Annotated in this window: 19 protein-coding genes; all 19 read right to left on the bottom strand. The window is 71.8% G+C overall.

Features of this window, described 5'->3' with window-relative positions:
- Positions 1-5 precede the first annotated feature (5 nt).
- The 19 genes from ABT014_RS08980 to argS all read right to left on the bottom strand — a co-directional run bounded on the left by ABT014_RS08980 (position 6) and on the right by argS (position 21,850).
- The gene (locus ABT014_RS08980; RefSeq protein WP_350637990.1) at positions 6-821 is read right to left on the bottom strand and encodes a F0F1 ATP synthase subunit delta; all 816 of its coding nucleotides are present in this window, start codon (positions 819-821) and stop codon (positions 6-8) included.
- Complete coding sequence (locus tag ABT014_RS08975) at positions 818-1,372, bottom strand: F0F1 ATP synthase subunit B (RefSeq protein WP_350637989.1); 555 nt, start codon at positions 1,370-1,372, stop codon at positions 818-820. The genes ABT014_RS08980 and ABT014_RS08975 overlap by 4 nt, the downstream gene beginning before the upstream one ends.
- Before the next feature lie 42 nt (positions 1,373-1,414).
- Positions 1,415-1,642, bottom strand: a complete 228-nt coding sequence (atpE, locus tag ABT014_RS08970; RefSeq protein WP_030909515.1) for an ATP synthase F0 subunit C — start codon at positions 1,640-1,642, stop codon at positions 1,415-1,417.
- Between the two features lie 81 nt (positions 1,643-1,723).
- Positions 1,724-2,554, bottom strand: a complete 831-nt coding sequence (gene atpB / locus ABT014_RS08965; RefSeq protein WP_350637988.1) for a F0F1 ATP synthase subunit A — start codon at positions 2,552-2,554, stop codon at positions 1,724-1,726.
- 279 nt (positions 2,555-2,833) lie between these two features.
- On the bottom strand, positions 2,834-3,268 hold the full coding sequence (locus ABT014_RS08960) for a Cg1360 family ATP-synthase-associated protein (RefSeq protein ID WP_502894904.1): 435 nt from the start codon (positions 3,266-3,268) through the stop codon (positions 2,834-2,836).
- Between the two features lie 286 nt (positions 3,269-3,554).
- Positions 3,555-4,904, bottom strand: a complete 1,350-nt coding sequence (locus ABT014_RS08955; RefSeq protein ID WP_350637986.1) for an MraY family glycosyltransferase — start codon at positions 4,902-4,904, stop codon at positions 3,555-3,557.
- Between the two features lie 175 nt (positions 4,905-5,079).
- A complete protein-coding gene (gene glyA / locus ABT014_RS08950) occupies positions 5,080-6,372 on the bottom strand; it encodes a serine hydroxymethyltransferase (RefSeq protein ID WP_350637985.1) in 1,293 nt (430 codons plus the stop codon).
- A 257-nt stretch (positions 6,373-6,629) separates the two neighbouring features.
- A complete protein-coding gene (locus ABT014_RS08945) occupies positions 6,630-7,289 on the bottom strand; it encodes an arsenate reductase/protein-tyrosine-phosphatase family protein (protein WP_502894912.1) in 660 nt (219 codons plus the stop codon).
- A gap of 14 nt (positions 7,290-7,303) precedes the next feature.
- The gene (locus ABT014_RS08940; RefSeq protein WP_350637984.1) at positions 7,304-7,951 is read right to left on the bottom strand and encodes an L-threonylcarbamoyladenylate synthase; all 648 of its coding nucleotides are present in this window, start codon (positions 7,949-7,951) and stop codon (positions 7,304-7,306) included.
- Positions 7,952-8,231: 280 nt separating this feature from the next.
- On the bottom strand, positions 8,232-9,098 hold the full coding sequence (prmC, locus tag ABT014_RS08935; RefSeq protein ID WP_350637983.1) for a peptide chain release factor N(5)-glutamine methyltransferase: 867 nt from the start codon (positions 9,096-9,098) through the stop codon (positions 8,232-8,234).
- 37 nt (positions 9,099-9,135) lie between these two features.
- On the bottom strand, positions 9,136-10,212 hold the full coding sequence (gene prfA / locus ABT014_RS08930) for a peptide chain release factor 1 (RefSeq protein WP_350637982.1): 1,077 nt from the start codon (positions 10,210-10,212) through the stop codon (positions 9,136-9,138).
- Positions 10,213-10,362: 150 nt separating this feature from the next.
- Complete coding sequence (gene rpmE, locus ABT014_RS08925) at positions 10,363-10,587, bottom strand: 50S ribosomal protein L31 (protein WP_350637981.1); 225 nt, start codon at positions 10,585-10,587, stop codon at positions 10,363-10,365.
- A 121-nt stretch (positions 10,588-10,708) separates the two neighbouring features.
- A complete protein-coding gene (locus ABT014_RS08920) occupies positions 10,709-11,923 on the bottom strand; it encodes an LCP family protein (RefSeq protein ID WP_350637980.1) in 1,215 nt (404 codons plus the stop codon).
- A 272-nt stretch (positions 11,924-12,195) separates the two neighbouring features.
- Entirely contained in the window at positions 12,196-14,295 is a 2,100-nt protein-coding gene (rho, locus tag ABT014_RS08915) for a transcription termination factor Rho (RefSeq protein WP_350637979.1), read from the bottom strand.
- Positions 14,296-14,884: 589 nt separating this feature from the next.
- Positions 14,885-15,802, bottom strand: coding sequence for a homoserine kinase (gene thrB, locus ABT014_RS08910; protein WP_350637978.1), 918 nt, complete (start codon positions 15,800-15,802; stop codon positions 14,885-14,887).
- Positions 15,803-16,128: 326 nt separating this feature from the next.
- Positions 16,129-17,220: a threonine synthase gene (gene thrC / locus ABT014_RS08905; RefSeq protein WP_350637977.1), complete on the bottom strand. Its 1,092-nt coding sequence runs from the start codon at positions 17,218-17,220 to the stop codon at positions 16,129-16,131.
- A 7-nt stretch (positions 17,221-17,227) separates the two neighbouring features.
- A complete protein-coding gene (locus ABT014_RS08900; RefSeq protein ID WP_350637976.1) occupies positions 17,228-18,520 on the bottom strand; it encodes a homoserine dehydrogenase in 1,293 nt (430 codons plus the stop codon).
- A 129-nt stretch (positions 18,521-18,649) separates the two neighbouring features.
- Positions 18,650-20,041 carry a diaminopimelate decarboxylase gene (lysA, locus tag ABT014_RS08895; protein ID WP_350637975.1) on the bottom strand — a complete coding sequence of 464 codons (1,392 nt, stop codon included), beginning with the start codon at positions 20,039-20,041 and terminating at the stop codon, positions 18,650-18,652.
- 153 nt (positions 20,042-20,194) lie between these two features.
- Positions 20,195-21,850, bottom strand: coding sequence for an arginine--tRNA ligase (argS, locus tag ABT014_RS08890; RefSeq protein WP_350637974.1), 1,656 nt, complete (start codon positions 21,848-21,850; stop codon positions 20,195-20,197).
- Between the last annotated feature and the right edge of the window lie 45 nt (positions 21,851-21,895).

The following is a 21,895-nucleotide window of genomic DNA, read 5'->3' as shown; positions in this document are numbered from 1 at the left end:
TGTGATCAGCCTTCGAGGACCTGGCGAGCGCCTTCGAGGCGGCTCGACACGGTGCCGTCGATGATCTCGTCACCGATCTGCACCCGCACACCGCCAAGGACCTGGGGGTCGATGTCGATGTTCAGGTGCACCTGGCGGCCGTACAGCCCGGCCAGCGAAGCGGCGAGCCGCTCCTTCTGGGCGTCCGACAGCGGAACCGCGGTGGTGACCAGGGCCACCACCCGGCCGCGACGGGCCGCCGCGAGCTTGGAGTAGGTCTCCAGGCCCTGCTCAAGGCTACGTCCACGCGGGTGGGTGACCAGGGCGGTGACCAGCCGGACGGTGCCCGGGTTGGCCCGGCCGCCGAGCAGCTTCTTGATCAGCTCCGCCTTGGCGGCGGTGCCGGCCTTCGGCTCGGTGAGCGCCGAGCGCAGCTCGTTCGACCCGCTGACGACCCGGCCGAACCGGAACAGCTCGTCCTCGAGGTCGTCCAGCACGCCGGCCTTGTCGGCGGCGATGATCTCGGCCAGGGCCGAGAGCTCCTCCACCGAGTCGACCAGGTCACGGGCGCCCGACCAGCGGGAGCGGACCAGACCGGAGACCAGGTCCACGGCCTCGCCGGAGACCTGCCCGGAGAGCAGCGACGCGGCCAGCCGGGCCTTGTCCTGACCGGACCGCGAGGGGTCGGTCAGCACGCGGCGCAGCGACACCTCGCGGTCCAGCAGGGCGGTCACGGCGGTGAGTTCCTCGGCGAGCTTGGCCGCGTCCACCGAGGTGTTGTCGGTCAGGCTCTGCAGGTTCTCCCGGCCGGCGGCCAGGGCCTCGCGGCTGGCGCCGATCACTTGGCGCCCGCCGAGGCAGCGGCCTTGCTCTCCAGGTCGGCCAGGAAGCGGTCGATGACGCCGCTCTGGCGGGCGCTGTCCTCCAGGGACTCACCGACGATGCGGGAGGCCAGCTGGGAGGCCAGCGAACCGACGTCCTGACGCAGCGCAGCAGTCGCCTGCTTCTTGTCGGCCTCGATCTGGGCGTGACCGGCAGCGACGATGGCCTCGCGCTGACGCTGGCCCTCGGCGCGCATCTCGGTGATCAGAGCAGCACCCTGCTCACGGGCGTGCTCGGTGATCCGGGCGGCCTCGTGACGCGCCTCGGCGAGCTCGGCGCGGTACTGCTCCAGCAGGGCCTGGGCCTCGGCCTGGGCGACCTCGGCCCGCTCCATGCCGCCTTCGATGGCGTCACGGCGCTCCGACAGCACCTTCTCGATGCTGGGGAGGAGCTTCTTGCCGAGAAGACCGAAGACGATGAAGAAGCAGAGCAGGCCGATGATGACCTCGGGCCACGCGGGGAGGAGCGGGTTCATCTGCTCCTCCGCCGCGAGGGCGAAACCGGGGTTCATATCAGAACCTTTCGTCGAAAAGGGCTACCGGTGTGCCGGGACTTACTTGCCGTAGACGAACGGCATGACGATGCCGATCAGCGCGAGCGCCTCGGTCAGCGCGAAGCCGATGAACATGTTGGAGCGGATCAGGCCGGCAGCCTCGGGCTGGCGGGCCATGGCCTGCACACCGTTGCCGAAGATCAGACCGACACCGATGCCGGGGCCGATCGCGGCGAGGCCGTAGCCGATGGAAGCGACGGAACCGGAAACCTCAGCGAGAGCGGACATCTCTGCTAATCCTTTGCGGGATGGAGTACCGGTGGTGGTTGGCCACCGGGAGTTCGGGGCGCAGCCGGGAGGCTGCGGGGCTCAGTGCGCCTCTTCGAGGGCACCGGCGATGTAGCTGCTCGCCAGCATCACGAAGATGTAGGCCTGCAGGAACTGGACCAGCAGCTCGAAGGCGGTCAGGGCGACGGCCACCACGAAGGAGACCGAGCCGTACAGCGCGCCGATGCTCGGGCTGAGCAGGTACCAGGAGGCGACCGAGAACACCACGATCAGCAGGTGGCCGGCGAACATGTTCGCGAAGGCTCGCACCGCGAGGGTGAAGGGGCGCACGAAGATGTTCGAGAAGAACTCGATCGGGACCAGGATGAACATGACCCAGCCGGGGATGCCCGACGGCCAGCAGAGGTTCTTCAGACCGCCGACGAAGCCGTGCTTCTTGAAGGTCAGCGTCATGTAGGTGATCCACACGATCGCCGCGAGCCCGACCGGGAAGGCGATCTTCGACATCACCGGGAACTGGGCGAACGGGATGATGGACATGATGTTCATGATCCACACGAAGAAGAACATCGAGACCAGCATCGGGACGTACTTCTCGCCCTTCTTGCCGATCGTCTCCAGCACGATGCTGCGCTTGACGAAGTCGTAGCCGATCTCGCCGACCAGCTGCAGCTTGCCGGGGAGGAGCTTCGGCTTCGCGAAGGCGGCCCAGAAGAAGCCGACGACCAGCAGCGCGCAGATGATCGACAGCAGCATCGGCTTGTTGAAGTCGATGCCACCGACGGTGAAGATCGGCTTGAAGTCGAACTCGTTCAGGCCGGGGGCGGGGAAGCCGCAGCCGGAGTTCAGGTGGCATCCGGCCTCAGAGGCAAGCTGCCTTACGTCAGCACCCACCACAGACTCCTTCGTCATGACGCATGGTTACGGCAACCTCGGTGTGTCGGCGTGGCCTGCGGCCACGGAGCGGCACTGGAACTTGATGGAAATCTCGCTGACCCCAGGCGGCCTCGTACACAGCCGCGGAATCTTCGAAGACCTGTCGGAATCGGGGGGCGATGCGTCCGAGCGGTATGCCTTCACCGCTTGGAGGGACCAGGCCGCATCCCGTACTCCGTTGTCGCGACGGACGATAGCAGTCCGTCAGGAGGGCATAAACACCGCCCCCCTCGCGCGAGGGACAGCCGGCAGCCGTCACGGTTGACGCTCCGACTTGGAGTCCTCGCGTTCGGACTCACCGGTGTGCACGTAGTACTGCTTCGCCTTCATCGCGGCGCGCACCTGGAAGCCCGTCCAGATCAGAACGCAGCCGAGCAGCGTGAAACCGAAGACCTTGGTGTCGAAGAGTGAGGTGTTCTTGAACACCGCGAGAACGATTCCGACCAGCAGGATCTGCGTGGTGTACACCGCGAGTGCGCCGGCCATCAGCAGCTGGGGGTTGTTCCTGGTCAGCCGGTCGAGAGCGACCTGACCGAAACTGAAGAACGCCATCACCAGCAGTGACGCGAAGAGGGCGCCGAGCAGGCCCTTGACCCCCACGAGGGCGGTGGAGATCGCAATGGCGAGCACTCCGGCGACCGCAGTGGGGATTGCGGCGCCACGGAGGATCCGGGCGTCGTGGGACGGCATGTCGGCAGCTCCGGCGGCATGTCGGTGTGACGGGGGACGGGCACGGGGTGCGGCGGGGACACCGCGCCGAGAACGCCGGCCGTGGGACGGCCGCTCGGCGGCCGCTCCGTCGAGGGAGACCGACCGGGGACGGAAGTCCTCCACCTGTCAGGTCTTTCGGCGTGTTCTCGGTACTCGTGAACGGTATCACAAACTATTTGATGAGAGCTTTACCATGAACGTGTGGTACCTGTCACACTGACGGCCCAAGCGTGCCGCCGTACGGGCGCGGCCACTTGACGCAACGTCAGCCGTTGCGCTCCGCGTGCGAGCCCACCGCGGTGGCCCCGGTACCCAGCCGTCCCAGCAGCTCCTGGTCGGCCGCGGAGAGCTCCGCGGCGACGGGCCGGCCCTCCCCCGCCCCGACCGGCTCGGCCACCTCCTCGGCCGCCGCGGCGACCGCACCGGCCACCGGCTCGGCCGCACCGGGCTCCTTGCGGTAGCGCGGCGGCACGAAGGCCTGGACGGCGCGCGGCGCGTGCGGGCGGAACCGCGGCATCAGCAGCACCACCAGGCCGACCAGGCAGAGCCCGGCGAGCGCCAGCACCACGGTGCGTCCGGTGTTGGTGATCGAGAAGGCGACCGTCCCGAAGGCGATCAGCGCGGCCCAGAAGTACATGATCAGGACGGCCCGGCTGTGCGAGTGGCCGACCTCCAGCAGGCGGTGGTGCAGGTGCTGCTTGTCCGCCGCGAACGGGGACTTCCCGGCCCAGGTGCGGCGGACCACGGCCAGCAGCAGGTCGGCCAGCGGCAGCGCGATCACCGTCAGCGGCAGCAGCAGCGGGATGTAGGTCGGCACCAGGGCGTGCACGGTGGCGGTCTGCGAACCGGTCTGGTCGGTGACCAGGTCCGGGTCGACCCGGCCGGTGATCGAGATCGCGGCGACCGCGAGCATCAGGCCGAGCATCATCGAGCCGGAGTCGCCCATGAAGATCCGGGCCGGGTGCAGGTTGTGCGGCAGGAAGCCCAGGCACATGCCGATCAGCACCGCGCTGAACAGCACGGCGGGGGCCGCGTCGTTGATCCCGTAGCCGTACCAGAGCCGGTAGGAGTAGAGGAAGAACGCGCCGGCCGCGATGCAGACCATGCCGGCGGCCAGGCCGTCCAGACCGTCGATGAAGTTCACCGCGTTGACCATGACGACCACCAGCGTGACCGAGATGATCATGCCCTGGGTCGGGGTGACCGCGACCGGGCCCACTCCGGGCACCGGGATGGAGATCACCGTGATGCCCTGCCAGACCATCACACCGGCGGCGATCATCTGACCGCCCAGCTTGACCAGCGCGTCCACGCCCCACTTGTCGTCCAGCACGCCGAGGATCCACATGATCCCGGCCCCGGAGAGCAGCGCCTTGGTGTCCTCGCTCTGGATGAACAGACGGCCCAGGTGGGTCAGTTGCGCGGCCACCAGCAGGCCCGCGCACAGGCCGCCGAACATCGCGATGCCGCCCAGCCGGGGCGTCGGTTCGCGGTGCACGTCCCGGGCCCGGACCGGCGGCATGGCGCCCGCCAGGATGGCGAACTTCCGCACCGGGCTGGTCAGCAGGTAGGTCACGGCCGCCGTCACGAACAGGACCAGCAGATACTCACGCACCACTGGCCTCCTGGTTCACGGTCCGACGATTGAGTACGGAGCGTACTCCGCCGCCCGGCCGGGGCGTGCTGGATCGGGGTTCGAGGTGCGTCGCCACGCTGCACACCTTATTGAGTCGGACGCACCGGTTGTGCACCGCGGTTCGCCTCGGCCCGCACCGGAATCCCCCGGAACGCTACCGGCGGCCCACGAAGGCCCGCGCCAGCTCCTGCACCCGGCCCCGGATCCGGGCGTCCGTACCGCTCGCGAGCACCTGTCCGATCAGCGTCCCGACCTCGGCCAACTCGGCCGGCCCCATCCCCTGCGCGGCCACCGCGCCGGTGCCCAGCCGGATGCCGGACGCCTCCGACGGGGGCGCGGGGTCGAACGGCAGGGCGCACTTGCCGAGCATCAGCCCGGCCCCGGCGCACCGCCGCTCCGCCTCCGCACCGGACAGGCCGAAGCCGCTGATGTCGACGGTGACCAGGTGGGTGTCGGTCCCGCCGGTCAGCGGCCGGGCACCGGCCTCGCCCAGCGCCCGTGCCAGGGCGCGCGCACCGTCCACCGCCCGCCCGATGTACGCGGCGTACTCCGGGGTGCCCGCCTCCAGCAGGGCCACCGCCTTGCCGGCCACCTCGTTCATCGCCGCCCCGCCCTGGGTGAACGGGAACACCGCCCGGTCGATCCGGTCGGCCAGCTCCGGACCGCACAGCAGCAGACCGCCGCGCGGTCCGCGCAGCAGCTTGTGGGTGGCCGCCACCGTGACGTCCGCGTACGGCACCGGCGAGGGCGCCGCGCCCGCCGCCACCAGCCCGATGGTCTGCGCGGCCGAGGCGACCAGGTAGGCGCCCACCTCGTCGGCGATCTCCCGGAAGGCCGCCCAGTCCAGGTGGCGTGGGTGCGAGATGCCGCCGGCGATGATCGCCTTCGGCCGGTGGGTGCGGGCCAGGTCGCGGACCTGGTCGAGGTCGACCGTGCCGTCCTGCTCGCGCACCCCGTAGCCGACGAAGTCGAACCACCGGCCGGAGAAGTTGGCCCGCGAGCCCGCGCTCAGGTGGCCGCCGTGCTGCAGGGACATCGCCAGCACCGCGTCGCCCGGCCGCAGCAGCGCGGCGTAGGCCGCCAACATCGCCGAAGTGGCCGACCGGGGCTGGACGTTGGCGTGCGCGGCACCGAACAGCGCGCGGGCCCGGTCCACCGCCAGCAGTTCCACGGTGTCGGCCGGCGCGCAGCCGGTGTGGTGCCGGCGGCCCGGATAGCCCTCGGCGTACTTGTCGATCAGCGGGCCGCCCAGCGCGGCCAGCACGGCCGGGCTGGTCAGGTTCTCGCCGGCCAGCAGCTGGAGGCTGTCGGCCCGGCGCTCGCTCTCGGCCGACAGCAGGTCCGCGACCAGCGGGTCGGCCTGCCGCAGGGCCGGCGCGGCCTGCCAGGGCACGCGGGCCTCGGCGCGGGTCTCGGTGGAGCCGGACACGGTGTCGGTGACGGTCATGGCGGCGCTCCCGGGCAGCGGCGGGCGAGGTGCTTCCAGGGTAGGACGGCGCTGCCGCCCGGGCCCGCCCGCGCGCACCGGGTACACCCGTCAGGGCGGGAGCACACCCTGAGCACCCGACAGGCACACTTCGGACACAGCACCCCCCTGAGCCCTCCCCAACCACCGCGTGTGGCCTCGGGACGGCCTCACCGGACCGCGCACGGCTGCACGGCGGACCGGAGCGAACGGCCCGGCACGCGCCGGGCACGCGGGGGTCAGTGCACGCCGGGTACGCCGGTCAGCGCCGTCACCACCGGGTCGAGGGCGTCGAATATCTCCTCGCCGCAGTTGCGGAACATCCCGATCGGCGCCCCGTACGGGTCGTCCACCTCGTCGAACTCGGGCGAGGCGGCCAGCAGCCAGCCGCGCAGCGCCGCCGCCGAACGGACCAGCGCCCGCGCCCGGTCGGTCAGCCGGGAACCGTCGCCCGGGTACGGCAGGGTGCCCGGGTCGACCCGGCGCACCAGCCGGGTGAACTCCTTGAGCGTGAAGGTCCGCAGGCCCGCCGAGTGCCCCATCGAGATCACCTGCGCCCGGTGGTCGAGGGTCGCCGTGAGCACCAGGTCGGCGTCGATGACGTGCTCGTCCAGCAGCTCGCGCCCGGCGAACCCGGCGCTGTCCGCGCCGTACTCGTCGAGCACGGTGGCCGCGTGCGCCTCCATCGGCGCACCCTCATGGCCCCAGGTGCCCGCGCTCTCCACCACGATCCGCCCGGCGGCGGGGCCGAGCCGGGTGGCCAGCTCCAGCCGGGTCAGCCGCTCGGCGATCGGCGAGCGGCAGACGTTGCCGGTGCAGACGAACAGGATCCGGAACGAGTCGAGCGGACGGGGCACCACGGCCAGGACCGCGGGTATGCCGGGGTCGGCGCCGTGCAGCGAGGCGGCGGCCGTCAACTGCCGGCCTCCAGGTCCGGGACGACCTCCCTCAGCTGCTCGACGCTGATCGCGCCCGCCCGCAGCACCACCGGCACCTTCCCGGTGACGTCGACGATGGTGGAACCGGTCGCGTGGTCGGCCTGACCGCCGTCGAGGTACACCGAGATGGCGTCGCCGAGCTGCCCCTGGGCCTCGTCGCAGGTGGCCGGCGAGGGGCCGCCGGTCCGGTTGGCGCTGGAGACCGCGAGCGGGCCGGTGGCGTTCAGCAGCTCGATCGCGACCGGGTGCAGCGGCATCCGGACGGCGACGGTGCCCCGGGTGTCGCCCAGGTCCCAGCGCAGCGACGGCTGGTGCTTGGCGACCAAGGTCAGACCGCCCGGCCAGAACGCGTCCACCAGCTCCCAGGCCTGCTCCGAGAAGTCGGTGACCAGCCCGTGCAGGGTGGTCGGCGAGCCGACCAGCACCGGCGAGGGCATGTTGCGCCCGCGGCCCTTGGCGGCGAGCAGCGCGCCCACCGCCTCCGGGGAGAAGGCGTCGGCGCCGACCCCGTACAGGGTGTCGGTCGGCAGCACCACGAGCTCGCCGCGGCGGATCGCCGAGGCGGCCTCACGCAGACCGGTGGCCCGGTCCCCGGCATCGGCGCAGTCATAACGGCGGCTCATCGGTGCGGTCCCCTTCCGAGATGGCTCAAGCTGAGAGGTGCGCTGCGGTGCGCGACGGCGCGCTGCCGGCAGTGGTGCGGTGCCCGGTCGCCCGGGACCCGGTGGAGTGGTGCCCGGTCGCCCGGGACCCGGTCGTGCGGTGCCCGGTCGCCCGGGACCCGGTGGAGTGGTGCCCGGTCGCCCGAGGTGGGCTGCTTCACAACGACGCCCTCCGGGCTGTCGTGCTGTGCTCGATCCTTCACAACGACGCCCTTCGGGCTGTTGTGCTGTGCTCGATCCTTCACAACGACGCCCTCCGGGCTGTTGTGAAGCGGGGCCGGTGGTTGAGGTCGCGGTGGTCGGCGGCGTCCGTCCAGCCGCTCTCCTCCTTGAAGATCCACGGGACCTGGCCGCCCTGGGTGTCCGCGTGCTCGATCACCACCGCGCCGCCCGGCCGCAGAAGCCGGGCCGCGACGCGTTCGATGCCGCGGATGGTGTCGAGCCCGTCCTCGCCGGAGAACAGGGACATCTGCGGGTCGTGGTCGCGGGCCTCGGGCGCCACGTACTCCCACTCGGTGAGCGGGATGTACGGCGGGTTGCTGATCACCAGGTCGAACCGGCCGTCCCAGGCGCGGTCGTCCTCGAAGGCCCGGGTAGCGTCGCCGGCGTGCAGGCTGATCCTGGCCCGGTCGGGGCTGGCCGCGATGTTGCGCCGGGTGTACTCCAGGGCGCCCTCGTCCAGTTCGAAGGCGTGCACGGTGGAGCGCGGCAGCTCCTGGGCCAGCGCCAGCGCGATCGCGCCGGAGCCGCTGCACAGGTCGACCACCAGCGGTTCGGCCACGTCCATGTCGCGGACCGCGTCTATGGCCCACTCCACCACGCTCTCGGTCTCCGGCCGCGGCACGAAGACGCCGGGGCCGACCTCCAGCTCCAGGTAGCGGAAGAAGGCCCGCCCGGTGATGTGCTGGAGCGGCTCACGCGCCTCGCGGCGCGACACCGCCTCCCAGTAGCGGGCGTCGAAGTCGCCGTCCGGGACGGTGTGCAGCTGGCTGCGCTTGACGTTGTGGATGTACGCCGCCAGTTCCTCCGCGTCGAAGCGCGGCGACGGCACGCCGGCCGCGGCCAGCCGCTGGGTGGCCTGGGCCACCTCGGCGAGCAGCAGGTTCATCCGTACACACCCCTGGGTCGTGGGCTTGGGCTGGTGCTCAGTTCTCCTGCGCGGCAGCCAGTTTGGCGGCCGCGTCGGCGTCCACGCAGGACTGGATGACCGCGTTCAGGTCACCGTCGAGGACCTGGTCCAGGTTGTAGGACTTGAAGCCGGTCCGGTGGTCCGAGAGACGGTTCTCCGGGTAGTTGTAGGTCCGGATCCGCTCCGACCGGTCCACCGTGCGGACCTGGCTGCGGCGCGCGTCCGAGGCCTCCTGCTCGGCGGCCTCCTGCGCGGCGGCCAGCAGCCGCGAACGCAGGATGCGCATCGCCTGCTCCTTGTTCTGCAGCTGGCTCTTCTCGTTCTGGCAGGACGCCACGATACCGGTCGGCAGGTGGGTGATCCGGACCGCGGAGTCGGTGGTGTTGACCGACTGGCCGCCGGGGCCGGACGAGCGGTAGACGTCGATCCGCAGGTCGTTGGCGTGGATCTCCACCTCTACCTCCTCGGCCTCGGGGGTGACCAGCACGCCCGCCGCGGAGGTGTGGATCCGGCCCTGCGACTCGGTGGCCGGCACCCGCTGGACGCGGTGCACGCCGCCCTCGTACTTCAGCCGGGCCCAGACGCCCTGGCCGGGCTCGGTGGTGCCGCGGGTCTTCACGGCGACCGAGACGTCCTTGTAGCCGCCGAGGTCGGACTCGTTGGCGTCGATCAGCTCGGTCTTCCAGCCCACCCGCTCGGCGAAGCGCAGGTACATCCGCAGCAGGTCGCCGGCGAACAGGGCGGACTCCTCGCCGCCCTCCCCCGCCTTGACCTCCAGGATGACGTCCTTGTCGTCGTTGGGGTCGCGCGGCACCAGCAGCAGCCGCAGCTCCTCGGTCAGCTCGTCCCGGCGGGCCTCGGAGGACTTCACCTCGGCGATGAAGTCCGGGTCCTCGGCGGCCAGCTCGCGGGCGGCCACGATGTCCTCGCCGGCGGCGCGCCAGGCGCGGTAGGTGGCGGTGATCGGGGTCAGCTCGGCGTACCGCTTGGCGAGCTTGCGGGCGTTGGCCTGGTCGGCGTGGACCGACGGATCGGCCAGCCGCGTCTCGAGGTCGGCGTGCTCGGTGAGGAGCTCTTCGACTGCCTCGAACATGGCGTGGGCCTACTTCCCGTGGGAGCTGGTGGTGCGGGGCGGAGAGGGTGCGCGACCGGGGCGCCGGGGTGCGCGGGGGGACGCGAACGGCGCCGGCCCCAGCCTCCCCACCGTACGACGGGGACGCTGGAGACCGGCGCCGAGGAAGCGCTAGGCCTGGGTGGTGCTGTGCTTCTTGCCGAAGCGGGCCTCGAAGCGGGCCACGCGGCCACCGGTGTCGAGGATCTTCTGCTTGCCCGTGTAGAACGGGTGGCACTGCGAGCAGACCTCGGCGCGGATCTCGCCACTGGTCTCGGTCGAGCGGGTCGTGAACTCGGCGCCGCAGGTGCAGGTCACCTTGGTGAGCACGTAATTGGGGTGAACGTTGGGCTTCAAGGGATTCTCCTAGGTTTCGGGAGGGCACCGGGTCGGCAGCCTGGAGCTGCACGTGAACCGGGACCGACGGACCAGTGTGCCAGCACTGACCGCATCTTCCCAAACCGGGTACATTTCCCGGTTATTCCACCGACCCGCGGGCACCGGCCGTGGCCGCGCCGCCGCCCGGTACGGCCGTCGCCTTCGCCGTGGCCGTCCCCGTACCCGTCCCCGTGGCGCGCCCGGTGGGGCCCTGGGCGGGGTCGGCGGACTGCGAGGCGGTGACGGACTCCGGGACGGGCCGGTCGGCTTTCAGGGCCGCCCACAGCTGGTCGGCCGCGGGACGGGTGGGCACCACCCGGTTCGGGTCGCCGGGGGCGGTGACCACGGGCAGGGTGACCATCGTCATCTGGTCCGGCCCGATCGCCTTCAGGGTGGTGACCAGGCCCGCCAGCGCGCTGACCGAGCCCAGGTCGGAGTCGGTGGTGACGCTGCTGGTGAGCTTGTCGGCGGTGGCCCAGAGCTTGGCCGGGTTGGTGGTGATCCCCGCCCCGCCCACCTGCTTCATGATCGACTTCACCATCTGCTTCTGCAGCTCGATCCGGCCGAGGTCGCTGCCGTCCCCCACCCCGTGCCTGGTCCGCACGAAGGCGAGCGCCTGGTCCCCGTTCAGGTGCGTGGTGCCGGCCGGCAGCTTCAGCCCGCTGTCCTGGTCGGATATCGCGACCGAGGTGGTCACGGTGACCCCGCCGATGGTGTCGATCAGGTCGGCGAAGCCGGCGAAGTCGATCTGGACGAAGTGGTCCATCCGCATCCCGGTGAGCTGCTCGGTGGTCTTCACGGCGCAGGCCGGGCCGCCGACCTCGAACGCGGAGTTGTACATCGCGCTGCGGGCCGCGGGCACCGCCTTGCCGTCCGGCGCCGTGCAGGCGGGCCGGGCGACCAGGGTGTCCCGGGGGATGCTCACCACCGCGGCGTGGGTGTGGGCCTGGTCGATGTGCACCACCATCGCGGTGTCGGAGCGGGCCGTGCCCTCGACGGCACCGCCGGCCAGTGCCCCGTTGGCCCCGGCGCGCGAGTCGGAGCCGAGCACCAGCAGGTTGAACGAGCCGTCGGTGGCGGCCGGCGGCCGGGCCTCGCCGAGCTGGCCGTCGATGTCGACGCTGTGGATGTTGCCGTTCAGCTTGAAGTAGACGTAGCCGCCCGCCCCTGCCACGACCAGCAGCAGCGCGCACCCGCCGATCACCAGGTTGCGGGTCAGCCGGCGGCGCGGGGCGTCCTGCGGGGCGTCGGGGCCACCCTTGCCCCGAGAGCGGCGCAGCCGCGGCCCGCGGGGCCCGTCCTTCGGTGCGGCCATCTCGCCTCCTCCCGCGCTCGGGGCGATCCGGGCCCGGCTCGCCGCTCGGGCTCGCCGCGCCGACCGGTACGACCGTTATTTCGAGGATAAGCGTAGGTATTCACCTTTAGTCCATTTCAGGACTCTCCGTCGCCTTTTCTCAGCCACTCCTCACGGACCGTGGCCGCCCGCCCGGTGCCGGCGCCGGCACCAATGCCCGTACCGGCGCCGGACAAGCCGCGAGCCCCGGACCGCGGGTGCGGTCCGGGGCTCGGTGGCCGATCCTGCTGGGATCAGTCGCCGGAACCGGGGGTGGTCTTGGCGATCTGCATCAGGAACTCGGCGTTGCTCTTGGTCTGCTTCATCTTGTCCAGCAGCAGCTCGATGGCCTGCTGCGAGTCGAGGGCGTGCAGCACCCGACGGAGCTTCCAGGTGATCGCGAGCTCGTCGTTGCCGAGCAGGATCTCCTCCTTGCGGGTGCTGGACGCGTCCACGTCCACCGCCGGGAAGATCCGCTTGTCGGAGAGCTTGCGGTCGAGCTTGAGCTCCATGTTGCCGGTGCCCTTGAACTCCTCGAAGACCACCTCGTCGGCCCGCGAGCCGGTCTCCACCAGCGCGGTGGCGAGGATGGTCAGCGAGCCGCCGTTCTCGATGTTGCGCGCGGCGCCGAAGAACTTCTTCGGCGGGTAGAGCGCGGTCGAGTCGACACCACCGGACAGGATGCGGCCGGAGGCCGGCGCCGCCAGGTTGTAGGCGCGGCCCAGGCGGGTGATCGAGTCGAGCAGGATCACCACGTCGTGGCCCAGCTCCACCAGGCGCTTGGCGCGCTCGATGGCCAGCTCCGCGACCACGGTGTGGTCCTCGGCCGGGCGGTCGAAGGTCGAGGAGATGACCTCGCCCTTCACCGACCGCTGCATGTCGGTGACCTCTTCCGGACGCTCGTCGACCAGGACGACCATCAGGTGGCACTCGGGGTTGTTGTGGGTGATCGCGTTGGCGATCGCCTGCATGATCATGGTCTTACCGGTCTTCGGCGGGGCCACGATCAGACCGCGCTGGCCCTTGCCGATCGGCGACACGAGGTCGATGATGCGGGTGGTCAGCACGCCCGGGTCGGTCTCCAGGCGCAGGCGCTCCTGCGGGTACAGCGGGGTCAGCTTGCCGAACTCGGGGCGGCCTCGGCCGCTGTCCGGGTCCATGCCGTTGACGGAGTCCAGCCGCACCAGGGCGTTGAACTTCTCGCGGCGCTCGCCGTCCTTGGGCTGGCGCACCGCGCCGGTGATGGCGTCACCCTTGCGCAGGCCGTGCTTGCGGACCTGGGCGAGCGAGACGTACACGTCGTTGGAGCCCGGCAGGTAGCCGGAGGTCCGGACGAAGGCGTAGTTGTCGAGGATGTCCAGGATGCCCGCGACCGGGATCAGGACGTCGTCGTCGCCCACCACCGGCTCCGGGGCGCCGGTGCCCTCGAAGCCCTCGCGGCGGCGGCCGCGGCGGTCGCGGTAGCGGCCGCGACGGCCGCGACGGCCGTCACCGAACTCGTCGTCGTCGTAGCCGCCGGCCTGCTGCCCGGCCGGCTGGCTCTGGCGCGGGGCCTGGCCGCCGTCCTGCTGGCCGCCCTGCTGCTGGCCGCCCTGGCGCTCGCCGCGCTCCGGACGCTCGGTGCGGTCGCGCTCGCGGCGGTTGCGGCGGTCCCGGCGGGACTCGCGGGAGTCGCCGTCCTGGGCCTCGGTGGTCTCCGGACGCTCGGCGCCGCCCTCACGGCGGTCCCGGCGGTCACGGCGGTCGCGGCGCTCGGTACGGGCCTCGCCCTCGAAGCCGCGCTGCTCGGCGGTACGGGTCTCGGCCTTGGCCTCGGCGACCACGGCGCCGGCCTGCTCGGCGGCGGCCTCGGCGGTCGGGGCGCCGGCGGCCGAGGTGGCCCGGCGACGGGTGCGCTCGGTACGGGCGGGCGCGGTGGTCTCGGCGGCGGCCTGACCCGGGATGTCGATCTGCGGCTGGGCCTCGGCGGCCGGGGCCGCAGCGGCGGCGGCGCGGGTGCGGCGGGCCGGCTTCTCCTCGGCCGGGGCGGCCTCGGCGGGGGCCTCCTCGGCGACCGGGGCGGCGGCGGCCTTGGCGGCACGCTTGGCGGCCGGCGCGGGCGCGGCGGCGGAGCCGGCGAGCAGCGGGTCACCGCCGCTCTTGTCCTTGATGGCCTCGATCAGCTGGCTCTTGCGCATGCGTCCGGTACCGCTGATTCCAAGAGTCGAGGCGAGCTTCTGAAGCTCGGCCAGGACCAGGCCGTCCAGGCCCGCGGCGGCGCTACGACGGCGCCGTGCCGGGGCCGCGGGGGCGGCGGCTGCGTCCGACGCCTCGGCGTCCGGGCGCGCGCCCATCAGATCGGTGGTGTCGCTCACTAAGGGTCCTTCCCTGGAGCGGACGTCGGCCTGTCTGGCTCGGCGACCGGTTGTGCTGTCCTGACCAACGTCTGTTCGCGCTGGTCCGAGGCGGGATTCCCCCGAAAGGCTGATCCGATCGGGAGAACTGCGAAGTGCGGTGCACTGTGGTGCGAAGTGGCGCGTGCGGCCGGGCTCGGTAGCCGACCATGCTGCCTGCGATACCCGGGCCCCCGTCGCGATCCGGCACCCAGGGCGCTGCCCGTCCGGGCCTCAGTCTGGAGGCTGCGGGTGGGAGTCAGGTGCCTTCACGGCTTCGGGATGCGCCGCAGACGCGCAGGCAGGCTGCGTACGCGCTGTGGTGGGCTCCCGGAGAATCGTGGTCCCGCACTTCCGCAGCTCACCCGGTACGGCTGTCGGGCCGTGCAGGCGGGATGTCGGGATCGGGACGCAACGCACCGCGCCCCGGAGGGCACCTGGTGCAGCATTGAGGTTAACACTACCGACCCCCTGACACATTCCCCAGCCCTGTCCTTGTCAATCGTGTCCGTCCCGCCCATCGCGGCGGATACGTTTTGGCTGCTCAGCCCGGCGTACGCCCCGCGCGCCGTCACATCTCCAGCGGCAGTACGCGGGCTCCGGCGCGGTCGAGCTCCAGCCGGTGCGCGGCGAAGCCCGGGCCGGCGAAGTGCAGCACCTTGTCGGCGCCGGCCTCGTCGGTCAGCGCCAGCACGGTCGGTCCGGCGCCCGAGATGACGGCCGGGAAGCCCTCGTTGCGCAGGGTGGCCACCAGCGCGGCGCTGTCCGGCATCGCCGAGGCCCGGTAGTCCTGGTGCAGGCGGTCCTCGGTGGCGGTGAGCAGCAGTTCCGGGCGGCGGGTGAGCGCCTCGACCAGCAGCGCGGCCCGGCCGGCGTTGACGGCGGCGTCGGCCAGCGGGACGGTCCTGGGCAGCAGGCCGCGGGCGGTCTCGGTGAGCACCTCGGTGGAGGGCACGAAGACGATCGGCACGACCTGGGTGGAGGGTTCCAGCACGATGGTGCGGGCGCCGTCCTCCTCCGTCCAGGCCACGGTGAAGTTGCCGCGCAGGCAGGCGGCGACGTTGTCGGGGTGGCCCTCCAGCTCGGAGGCGAGGACCAGCAACGCGTCGTCGTCCAGCAGGTTCTGGCCGCCGATGGTGACGGCGCGCGCGGCGACCAGGCCGGCGCAGATGGCCGCCGACGAGGAGCCGAGGCCGCGGCCGTGCGGTATCCGGTTGGCGCAGACCACTTCGAGGCCGCGCGGCTGGCCGCCCAGGCGGTCGAAGGCGGCCCGCAGGGAGCGGACCACCAGGTGGCGCTCGTCCCGGGCCAGGTTCTCCGCGCCCTCGCCGGCGATGTCGACGGTGAGGCCGGAGTCGGCGACCCGGACGACGACGTCGTCGTAGAGGCCCAGGGCGAGTCCGAAGGCGTCGAAGCCCGGGCCGAGGTTGGCGCTGGTCGCGGGAACCCGGACCCTGACGGCGGCAGCGCGGAACGCGGGACCGGCCATGTGGTTGGTGTCTCCTGGGGAGTGGGACGGCCCGGTTGCGTACGGGCCAGTGGTACGGCGGCGGGGCCTGCCCGGCAGACTCCGGCGGAGCGGGCAACCGCAGGCCGAAGGCGCGGCCCGCCGGGAGCCAGACTATCGAAGAGAGGTTCCAGAGCGGTACACCCCGCTCCCGTTCGATCTGCCGTGTTGCCGGTTGTGGCCGGAAACAGCGCGGGAAATCGCATGGAAAACAGCAGCGAACCGACACCGAACGCGTCATTCGGACACCAAGGGTGGGCCGACCCCCGAGCGGGGCGGCCCACCGTTGACGTACCGTCAGGCGAGGGTCAGTCGAGCAGTCCGAGCCGGACCGCGGCCGCCTCGGCGTCGATCGGGACGATCTGCGGCTGCGGCGCGCCGGCCACCGCCCAGTCCGGGTCCTTGAGGCCGTTGCCGGTGACGGTGCAGACGATCCGCTGGCCCGGGTCGACCAGACCGGCCTCCGCCTTGGCCAGCAGGCCGGCCACCGAGGCGGCCGAGGCGGGCTCCACGAAGACGCCCTCCTGGGAGGCCAACAGCCGGTAGGCGGACAGGATCTGACGATCCGTCACCTTGTCGATGAGGCCGCCCGACTCGTCCCGCGCGGCCAGCGCGAAGTCCCAGGAGGCCGGGTTGCCGATCCGGATCGCGGTGGCGATGGTCTGCGGCGCGAGCACCGGGGCACCGTCCACGATCGGGGCCGAACCGGCGGCCTGGAAGCCCCACATCCGCGGCGTGCGGGCGGCCAGGCCGTCCGCGGCGTACTCGCGGTAGCCCTTCCAGTAGGCGGTGATGTTGCCCGCGTTCCCGACCGGCAGGACGTGGATGTCGGGGGCGTCGCCGAGCATGTCGACGATCTCGAAGGCCGCGGTCTTCTGGCCCTCGATCCGGACCGGGTTCACCGAGTTGACCAGCGCGACCGGGTACTTCTCGGACAGTTCACGCGCGAGGGTGAGGCAGTCGTCGAAGTTCCCGTCCACCTGGAGGATCTTCGCGCCGTGCACCAGCGCCTGGCCCATCTTGCCGAGCGCGATCTTGCCCTGCGGCACCAGCACGGCCGAGACCATGCCGGCCCGCACCGCGTACGCCGCGGCCGAGGCCGAGGTGTTGCCGGTGGACGCGCAGATGACGGCCTGGGCGCCGTCCTCCTTGGCCTTGGAGATCGCCATCGTCATGCCGCGGTCCTTGAAGGACCCGGTCGGGTTGGCACCCTCGACCTTGAGGTAGACCTCGCAGCCGGTGCGCTCGGACAGCACCTGCGCGGGGACGAGCGGCGTGCCGCCCTCCAGCAGGGTGACCACGGGGGTGGCGGCGCTCACCGGGAGGCGGTCGCGGTACTCCTCGATGAGACCGCGCCACTGGTGGGTGTGACCGCTGACTCTGTCGATGACGGCGTTCATGGCTTTCCTACTCCCCTTCGACCCGCATGATGCTGGCCACGTCGCGCACGCTGTCCAGCGCGCGCAGCTTGTCGACCGTCGCCGACAGCGCGGCGTCGGTGGCGCGGTGGGTGACCACCACGAGCGAGGCGTCGCCGTCGCGACCCTGCTGGCGGACGGTGTCGATGGACACCCCGTGCTCGGCGAAGACCGAGGCGACCTGGGCGAGCACGCCCGCGCGGTCGTCCACGTCCAGGCTGACGTGGTAGCGGGTGACGACCTCGTCCATCGGCTTGGCCGGCAGCCGCGTGTAGACCGAGTCGCCCGGACCGGTGGTGCCGCTCAGCCGGTTGCGGCAGACCGCGACCAGGTCGCCGAGCACCGCGGAGGCGGTCGGCGCGCCGCCCGCGCCCGGGCCGTAGAACATCAGCCGGCCGGCCGCCTCGGCCTCCACGAACACCGCGTTGTAGGCCTCGCGGACGGAGGCCAGCGGGTGGCTGAGCGGGATCATCGCGGGGTGCACCCGGGCGGTCACCGAGCCGCCGTCGCCGGCCCGCTCGCAGATCGCGAGCAGCTTGACCACGCAGCCCATCTGCTTGGCGGAGGCGATGTCCGCGGCGGTGACCTCGGTCAGGCCCTCGCGGTAGACGTCCGCGGCGGTGACCTTGGTGTGGAACGCGATGCCGGCCAGGATCGCGGCCTTGGCGGCGGCGTCGAAGCCCTCCACGTCGGCGGTCGGGTCGGCCTCGGCGTACCCCAGCGCGGTGGCCTCCTCCAGCGCCTCGGAGTACCCGGCGCCGGTGGTGTCCATCTTGTCGAGGATGAAGTTGGTGGTGCCGTTGACGATGCCCAGCACCCGGTTGACCTTGTCGCCGGCCAGCGACTCGCGCAGCGGGCGGATCAGCGGGATGGCACCGGCCACGGCGGCCTCGTAGTACAGGTCCACGCCGGCCTTGGCGGCCGCCTCGTGGAGCTCGGCGCCGTCCTGGGCGAGCAGCGCCTTGTTGGCGGACACCACGGAGGCGCCCTTGCCGATGGCCGAGAGGATGAGGTGCTTGGACGGCTCGATGCCGCCCACCACCTCGATCACCACGTCGAGGTCGCCCCGGGTGACCAGGGCTTCGGCGTCGGTGGTCAGCAGGTGCTCGGGCACGCCCGGGCGGGCCCGGCCGGTCCGTCGGACGGCGATGCCCACGAGCTCCACGGGCGCGCCGATCCGCGCGGCGAGGTCGTCGGCCGTCGTCGTCATGATGCGCGCCACCTCGGAGCCCACCACACCACAGCCCAGCAACGCCACCTTCAGCGGGCGCGTACGCATCATCCGACTCCGCTCTGCATTCTCGGTCTCCGACGGCGCTCGGTCGGCAGCCATCGGTATTCGGTCTCTACCAGTCTCGGGGACTTTCCGCACAGATCTACGGTCGTTCCATGATCTGAGACGAGGATTTCGTCATCCGATATCCAGGCGCAGCAGATCCTCTTCCGTCTCGCGCCGGACGATCACCCGGGCCCGGCCGTCCAGGACGGCCAGCACGGGCGGCTTGAGGGCGTGGTTGTAGTTGCTCGCCATCGACCGGCAGTAGGCGCCGGTGGCCGGGACGGCGAGCAGGTCGCCGGGGGCGAGGTCCTCGGGCAGGAAGGCGTCCCGCACCAGGATGTCGCCCGACTCGCAGTGCTTGCCCACCACGCGGGACAGCATCGGGGCGGCCGTGCTGGTCCGCGAGACCAGGGCGACCGAGTACTCGGCGTCGTACAGCGCGGTGCGGATGTTGTCGGACATCCCGCCGTCCACGCTGACGTAGGTGCGCAGGCCGTCCAGGTGCTTGACGGTGCCCACCTCGTAGAGCGTGAAGGCGGTCGGGCCGACGATCGCCCGGCCGGGTTCGACCGACAGCCGGGGGGCGGCGAGCCGGGCGGCCGCGCACTCGCGGCGGACGATCCCGTCCAGCGCGGCGGCGATCTCGGCCGGCTCGCGCGGGTCGTCCTCGCTGGTGTACGCGATGCCGAGGCCGCCGCCGAGGTCGATCTCCGGCAGCTCGATGCCGTACTCGTCGCGGATCCCGGCCAGCAGGCCGACCACCCGGCGGGCGGCCACCTCGAAGCCGGCCGTGTCGAAGATCTGCGAGCCGATGTGCGAGTGGATGCCGCGCAGCTCCAGGCTGTCGTGCGCCAGCACCCGGCGGACCGCCTCCAGCGCGGCGCCGCCGGTCAGCGACAGGCCGAACTTCTGGTCCTCGTGGGCGGTGGCGATGAACTCGTGGGTGTGCGCCTCGACACCGACGGTCACCCGGATCAGCACCGGCTGGCGCACGCCCTGCCCGGCGGCGATCGCGGCCAGCCGCTCGATCTCCTGGTACGAGTCGAGGACCACGTGGCCGACCCCGGCCTTGACCGCCTGCTCCAGCTCGGCCGCCGACTTGTTGTTGCCGTGCAGCGCGATCCGCTCGGCCGGCATCCCCGCCGCCAGCGCGACCGCCAGCTCGCCGGGGCTGCACACGTCGAGGTTGAGGCCCTCCTCGTGCAGCCAGCGGACCACGGCCTTGGAGAGGAAGGCCTTGCCCGCGTAGTACACGTCGGCGCCCGGGCCGAAGGCGTCCCGCCAGGCGCGGGCGCGGGCCCGGAAGTCCGCCTCGTCCAGCACGTACGCCGGCGTGCCGAACTCGGCGGCGAGCGCGCGCACGTCCAGGCCGCCGACGGTGACCACGCCGTGCGCGTCGCGGGCGACGGTGGCCGACCAGACCTTGGGGTCCAGCGCGTTGAGGTCGCTCGGTGGGGCCTGGTAGTGGCCCTCGGTCAGCACATCGCCGTGGCGGGGGCCTGCGGGGTGGGCGGAGCGGCTCATCTGGGGCCTCTTCCTGTTCCTGCGCTGTGCCGGGGTCGGGGTGGGGTTTCGGTGCTCGGGCTGGGTTCGGTGGTCGGGGGCTGTTGCGCGAAGGGGCGGTGACCGTCCTGACGGACCGTCACCGCCCCCGCTGTCGCCGGGAGTTGCTGCCCGCTACATCCGCTCGGGGGCGGATACGCCGAGCAGCGTGAGGCCGTTGGCGATCACCGTACGCGTCGCGTCGGCCAGCCAGAGCCGGGCGTGCGTGAGGTCGGTGACCTCCTCGTCGCCCTTGGGCAGGATCTGGCAGTGGTCGTAGAACCGGTGGTAGTCCCGGGCCACGTCCTCCAGGTAGCGGGCGACCCGGTGCGGCTCGCGCAGCTCGCCGGCGGAGGCCAGCACCCGGGGGAACTCGCCGAGCTGGCCGAGCAGCGTCGACTCCCACTCGGTGGCGAGCAGCTCCGGCTTGAAGTCCGCGGCCTTGGTGATGCCGAGCTCGTTCGCCTTGCGCTGGACGCCGCACATCCGGGTGTGCGCGTACTGGACGTAGTAGACCGGGTTCTCGTTGGTCTGGCTGGTCAGCACGTTGATGTCGAGCGTGATCGTGGAGTCGGTGGGCGACCGGACCAGGGTGTACCGGGCCGCGTCGACGCCGATCCAGTCGACCACGTCGTCGATGGTGATGATGTTGCCCGCGCGCTTGGACATCCGGACCTCTTCGCCGTCCCGGACCATCTTCACGAACTGGCCGATCTTCACCTCGATGTTGCGGTCCATGTCGTCGCCCGCGCAGGCGGCGATGGCCTTGAGGCGGTTGACGTAGCCGTGGTGGTCGGCGCCGAGCATGTAGACCGAGACCTCGCTGCCCCGGTCCCGCTTGCTCAGGTAGTAGGCGGCGTCGGCGGCGAAGTAGGTGGTCTCGCCGTCGGCCTTGATCAGGACGCGGTCCTTGTCGTCGCCGAAGTCGGTGGTGCGCAGCCAGATCGCGCCGTCCTGGTCGAAGACGTGGCCCTGCTCGCGCAGCCGGTCGATGGCCTTCTCGACGGCGCCGGACTCGTGCAGGGTCTTCTCCGAGAACCAGACGTCGAAGTGGGTGCCGAACTCCTCCATCGAGCGCTGGATCTCGCCGACCATGAGCTCCAGGCCCTTGGTGCGGAAGACCTGCAGCTGCTCGTCCTCGGGGAGGTCGAGGATGCCGGGGACGCCGTCGGTGATCGCCTTGGCGATGTCGACGATGTACTCGCCGACGTAGCCGCCCTCGGGGGCCGGCCGACCGTTGGCGACGGCCTGCAGCGAGGCGGCGAACTTGGTGATCTGCACGCCGGCGTCGTTGAGGTAGTACTCGGTGGTGACCTCGGCGCCGGTGGCCTTGAGCACCCGGGCGAGCGAGTCGCCGACGGCCGCCCAGCGGACGCCGCCGATGTGGATCGGGCCGGTCGGGTTGGCCGAGACGAACTCCAGGTTGATCTTCAGACCCTTGAGCGCCTCGTTGCGGCCGTAGGCCTCACCGGCCTCGACGATGGTCCGGGCCAGCCCGCCCTGGGTCGCGGCGTCCAGGGTGATGTTCATGAAGCCCGGCCCGGCGATGTCGACCTTGGCGACCCCGGGCAGCTCTCGCAGGCGGGCGGCGACCAACTCGGCCACGGCTCGCGGCGGCTGACCGGCCGGCTTCGCGAGCTGGAGGGCCACGTTCGTCGCGTAATCGCCGTGGTCCCTGTTCTTGGGCCGCTCGACCGTCACGTGCTCGGGCACGGCGACGGCCAGGTCGCCTGCCTCGACGGCGGCGCTCACTGCGGCCAGGACTGCCTGGGAAAGCTCTGCGGGTGTCACGAGCCCAAGGGTAGGCGAGAGAGGGGAGGGGGCCGCCACCCGGTT

Origin of the sequence: Kitasatospora sp. NPDC094015 (assembly GCF_040304075.1) — a bacterium.
GTDB lineage: Bacteria > Actinomycetota > Actinomycetes > Streptomycetales > Streptomycetaceae > Kitasatospora.
The sequence above is the reverse complement of the archived record's forward strand: the minus strand, read 5'-3'. Positions and strand labels throughout refer to the sequence as shown.

Bases quoted from the DNA above. Each gene is read 5' to 3' on its own strand.
- thrB (WP_350637978.1), bottom strand. From the start codon at position 15,802: ATGGCCGGTCCCGCGTTCCGCGCTGCCGCCGTCAGGGTCCGGGTTCCC.
- ABT014_RS08900 (WP_350637976.1), bottom strand. From the start codon at position 18,520: ATGATGCGTACGCGCCCGCTGAAGGTGGCGTTGCTGGGCTGTGGTGTG.
- thrC (WP_350637977.1), bottom strand. From the start codon at position 17,220: ATGAACGCCGTCATCGACAGAGTCAGCGGTCACACCCACCAGTGGCGC.
- ABT014_RS08960 (WP_502894904.1), bottom strand. From the start codon at position 3,268: ATGCCGTCCCACGACGCCCGGATCCTCCGTGGCGCCGCAATCCCCACT.
- atpB (WP_350637988.1), bottom strand. From the start codon at position 2,554: ATGACGAAGGAGTCTGTGGTGGGTGCTGACGTAAGGCAGCTTGCCTCT.
- prmC (WP_350637983.1), bottom strand. From the start codon at position 9,098: ATGAACCTGCTGCTCGCCGAGGTGGCCCAGGCCACCCAGCGGCTGGCC.
- ABT014_RS08920 (WP_350637980.1), bottom strand. From the start codon at position 11,923: ATGGCCGCACCGAAGGACGGGCCCCGCGGGCCGCGGCTGCGCCGCTCT.
- ABT014_RS08975 (WP_350637989.1), bottom strand. From the start codon at position 1,372: ATGAACCCCGGTTTCGCCCTCGCGGCGGAGGAGCAGATGAACCCGCTC.
- ABT014_RS08940 (WP_350637984.1), bottom strand. From the start codon at position 7,951: ATGAGCCGCCGTTATGACTGCGCCGATGCCGGGGACCGGGCCACCGGT.
- atpE (WP_030909515.1), bottom strand. From the start codon at position 1,642: ATGTCCGCTCTCGCTGAGGTTTCCGGTTCCGTCGCTTCCATCGGCTAC.
- glyA (WP_350637985.1), bottom strand. From the start codon at position 6,372: ATGACCGTCACCGACACCGTGTCCGGCTCCACCGAGACCCGCGCCGAG.
- lysA (WP_350637975.1), bottom strand. From the start codon at position 20,041: ATGAGCCGCTCCGCCCACCCCGCAGGCCCCCGCCACGGCGATGTGCTG.
- prfA (WP_350637982.1), bottom strand. From the start codon at position 10,212: ATGTTCGAGGCAGTCGAAGAGCTCCTCACCGAGCACGCCGACCTCGAG.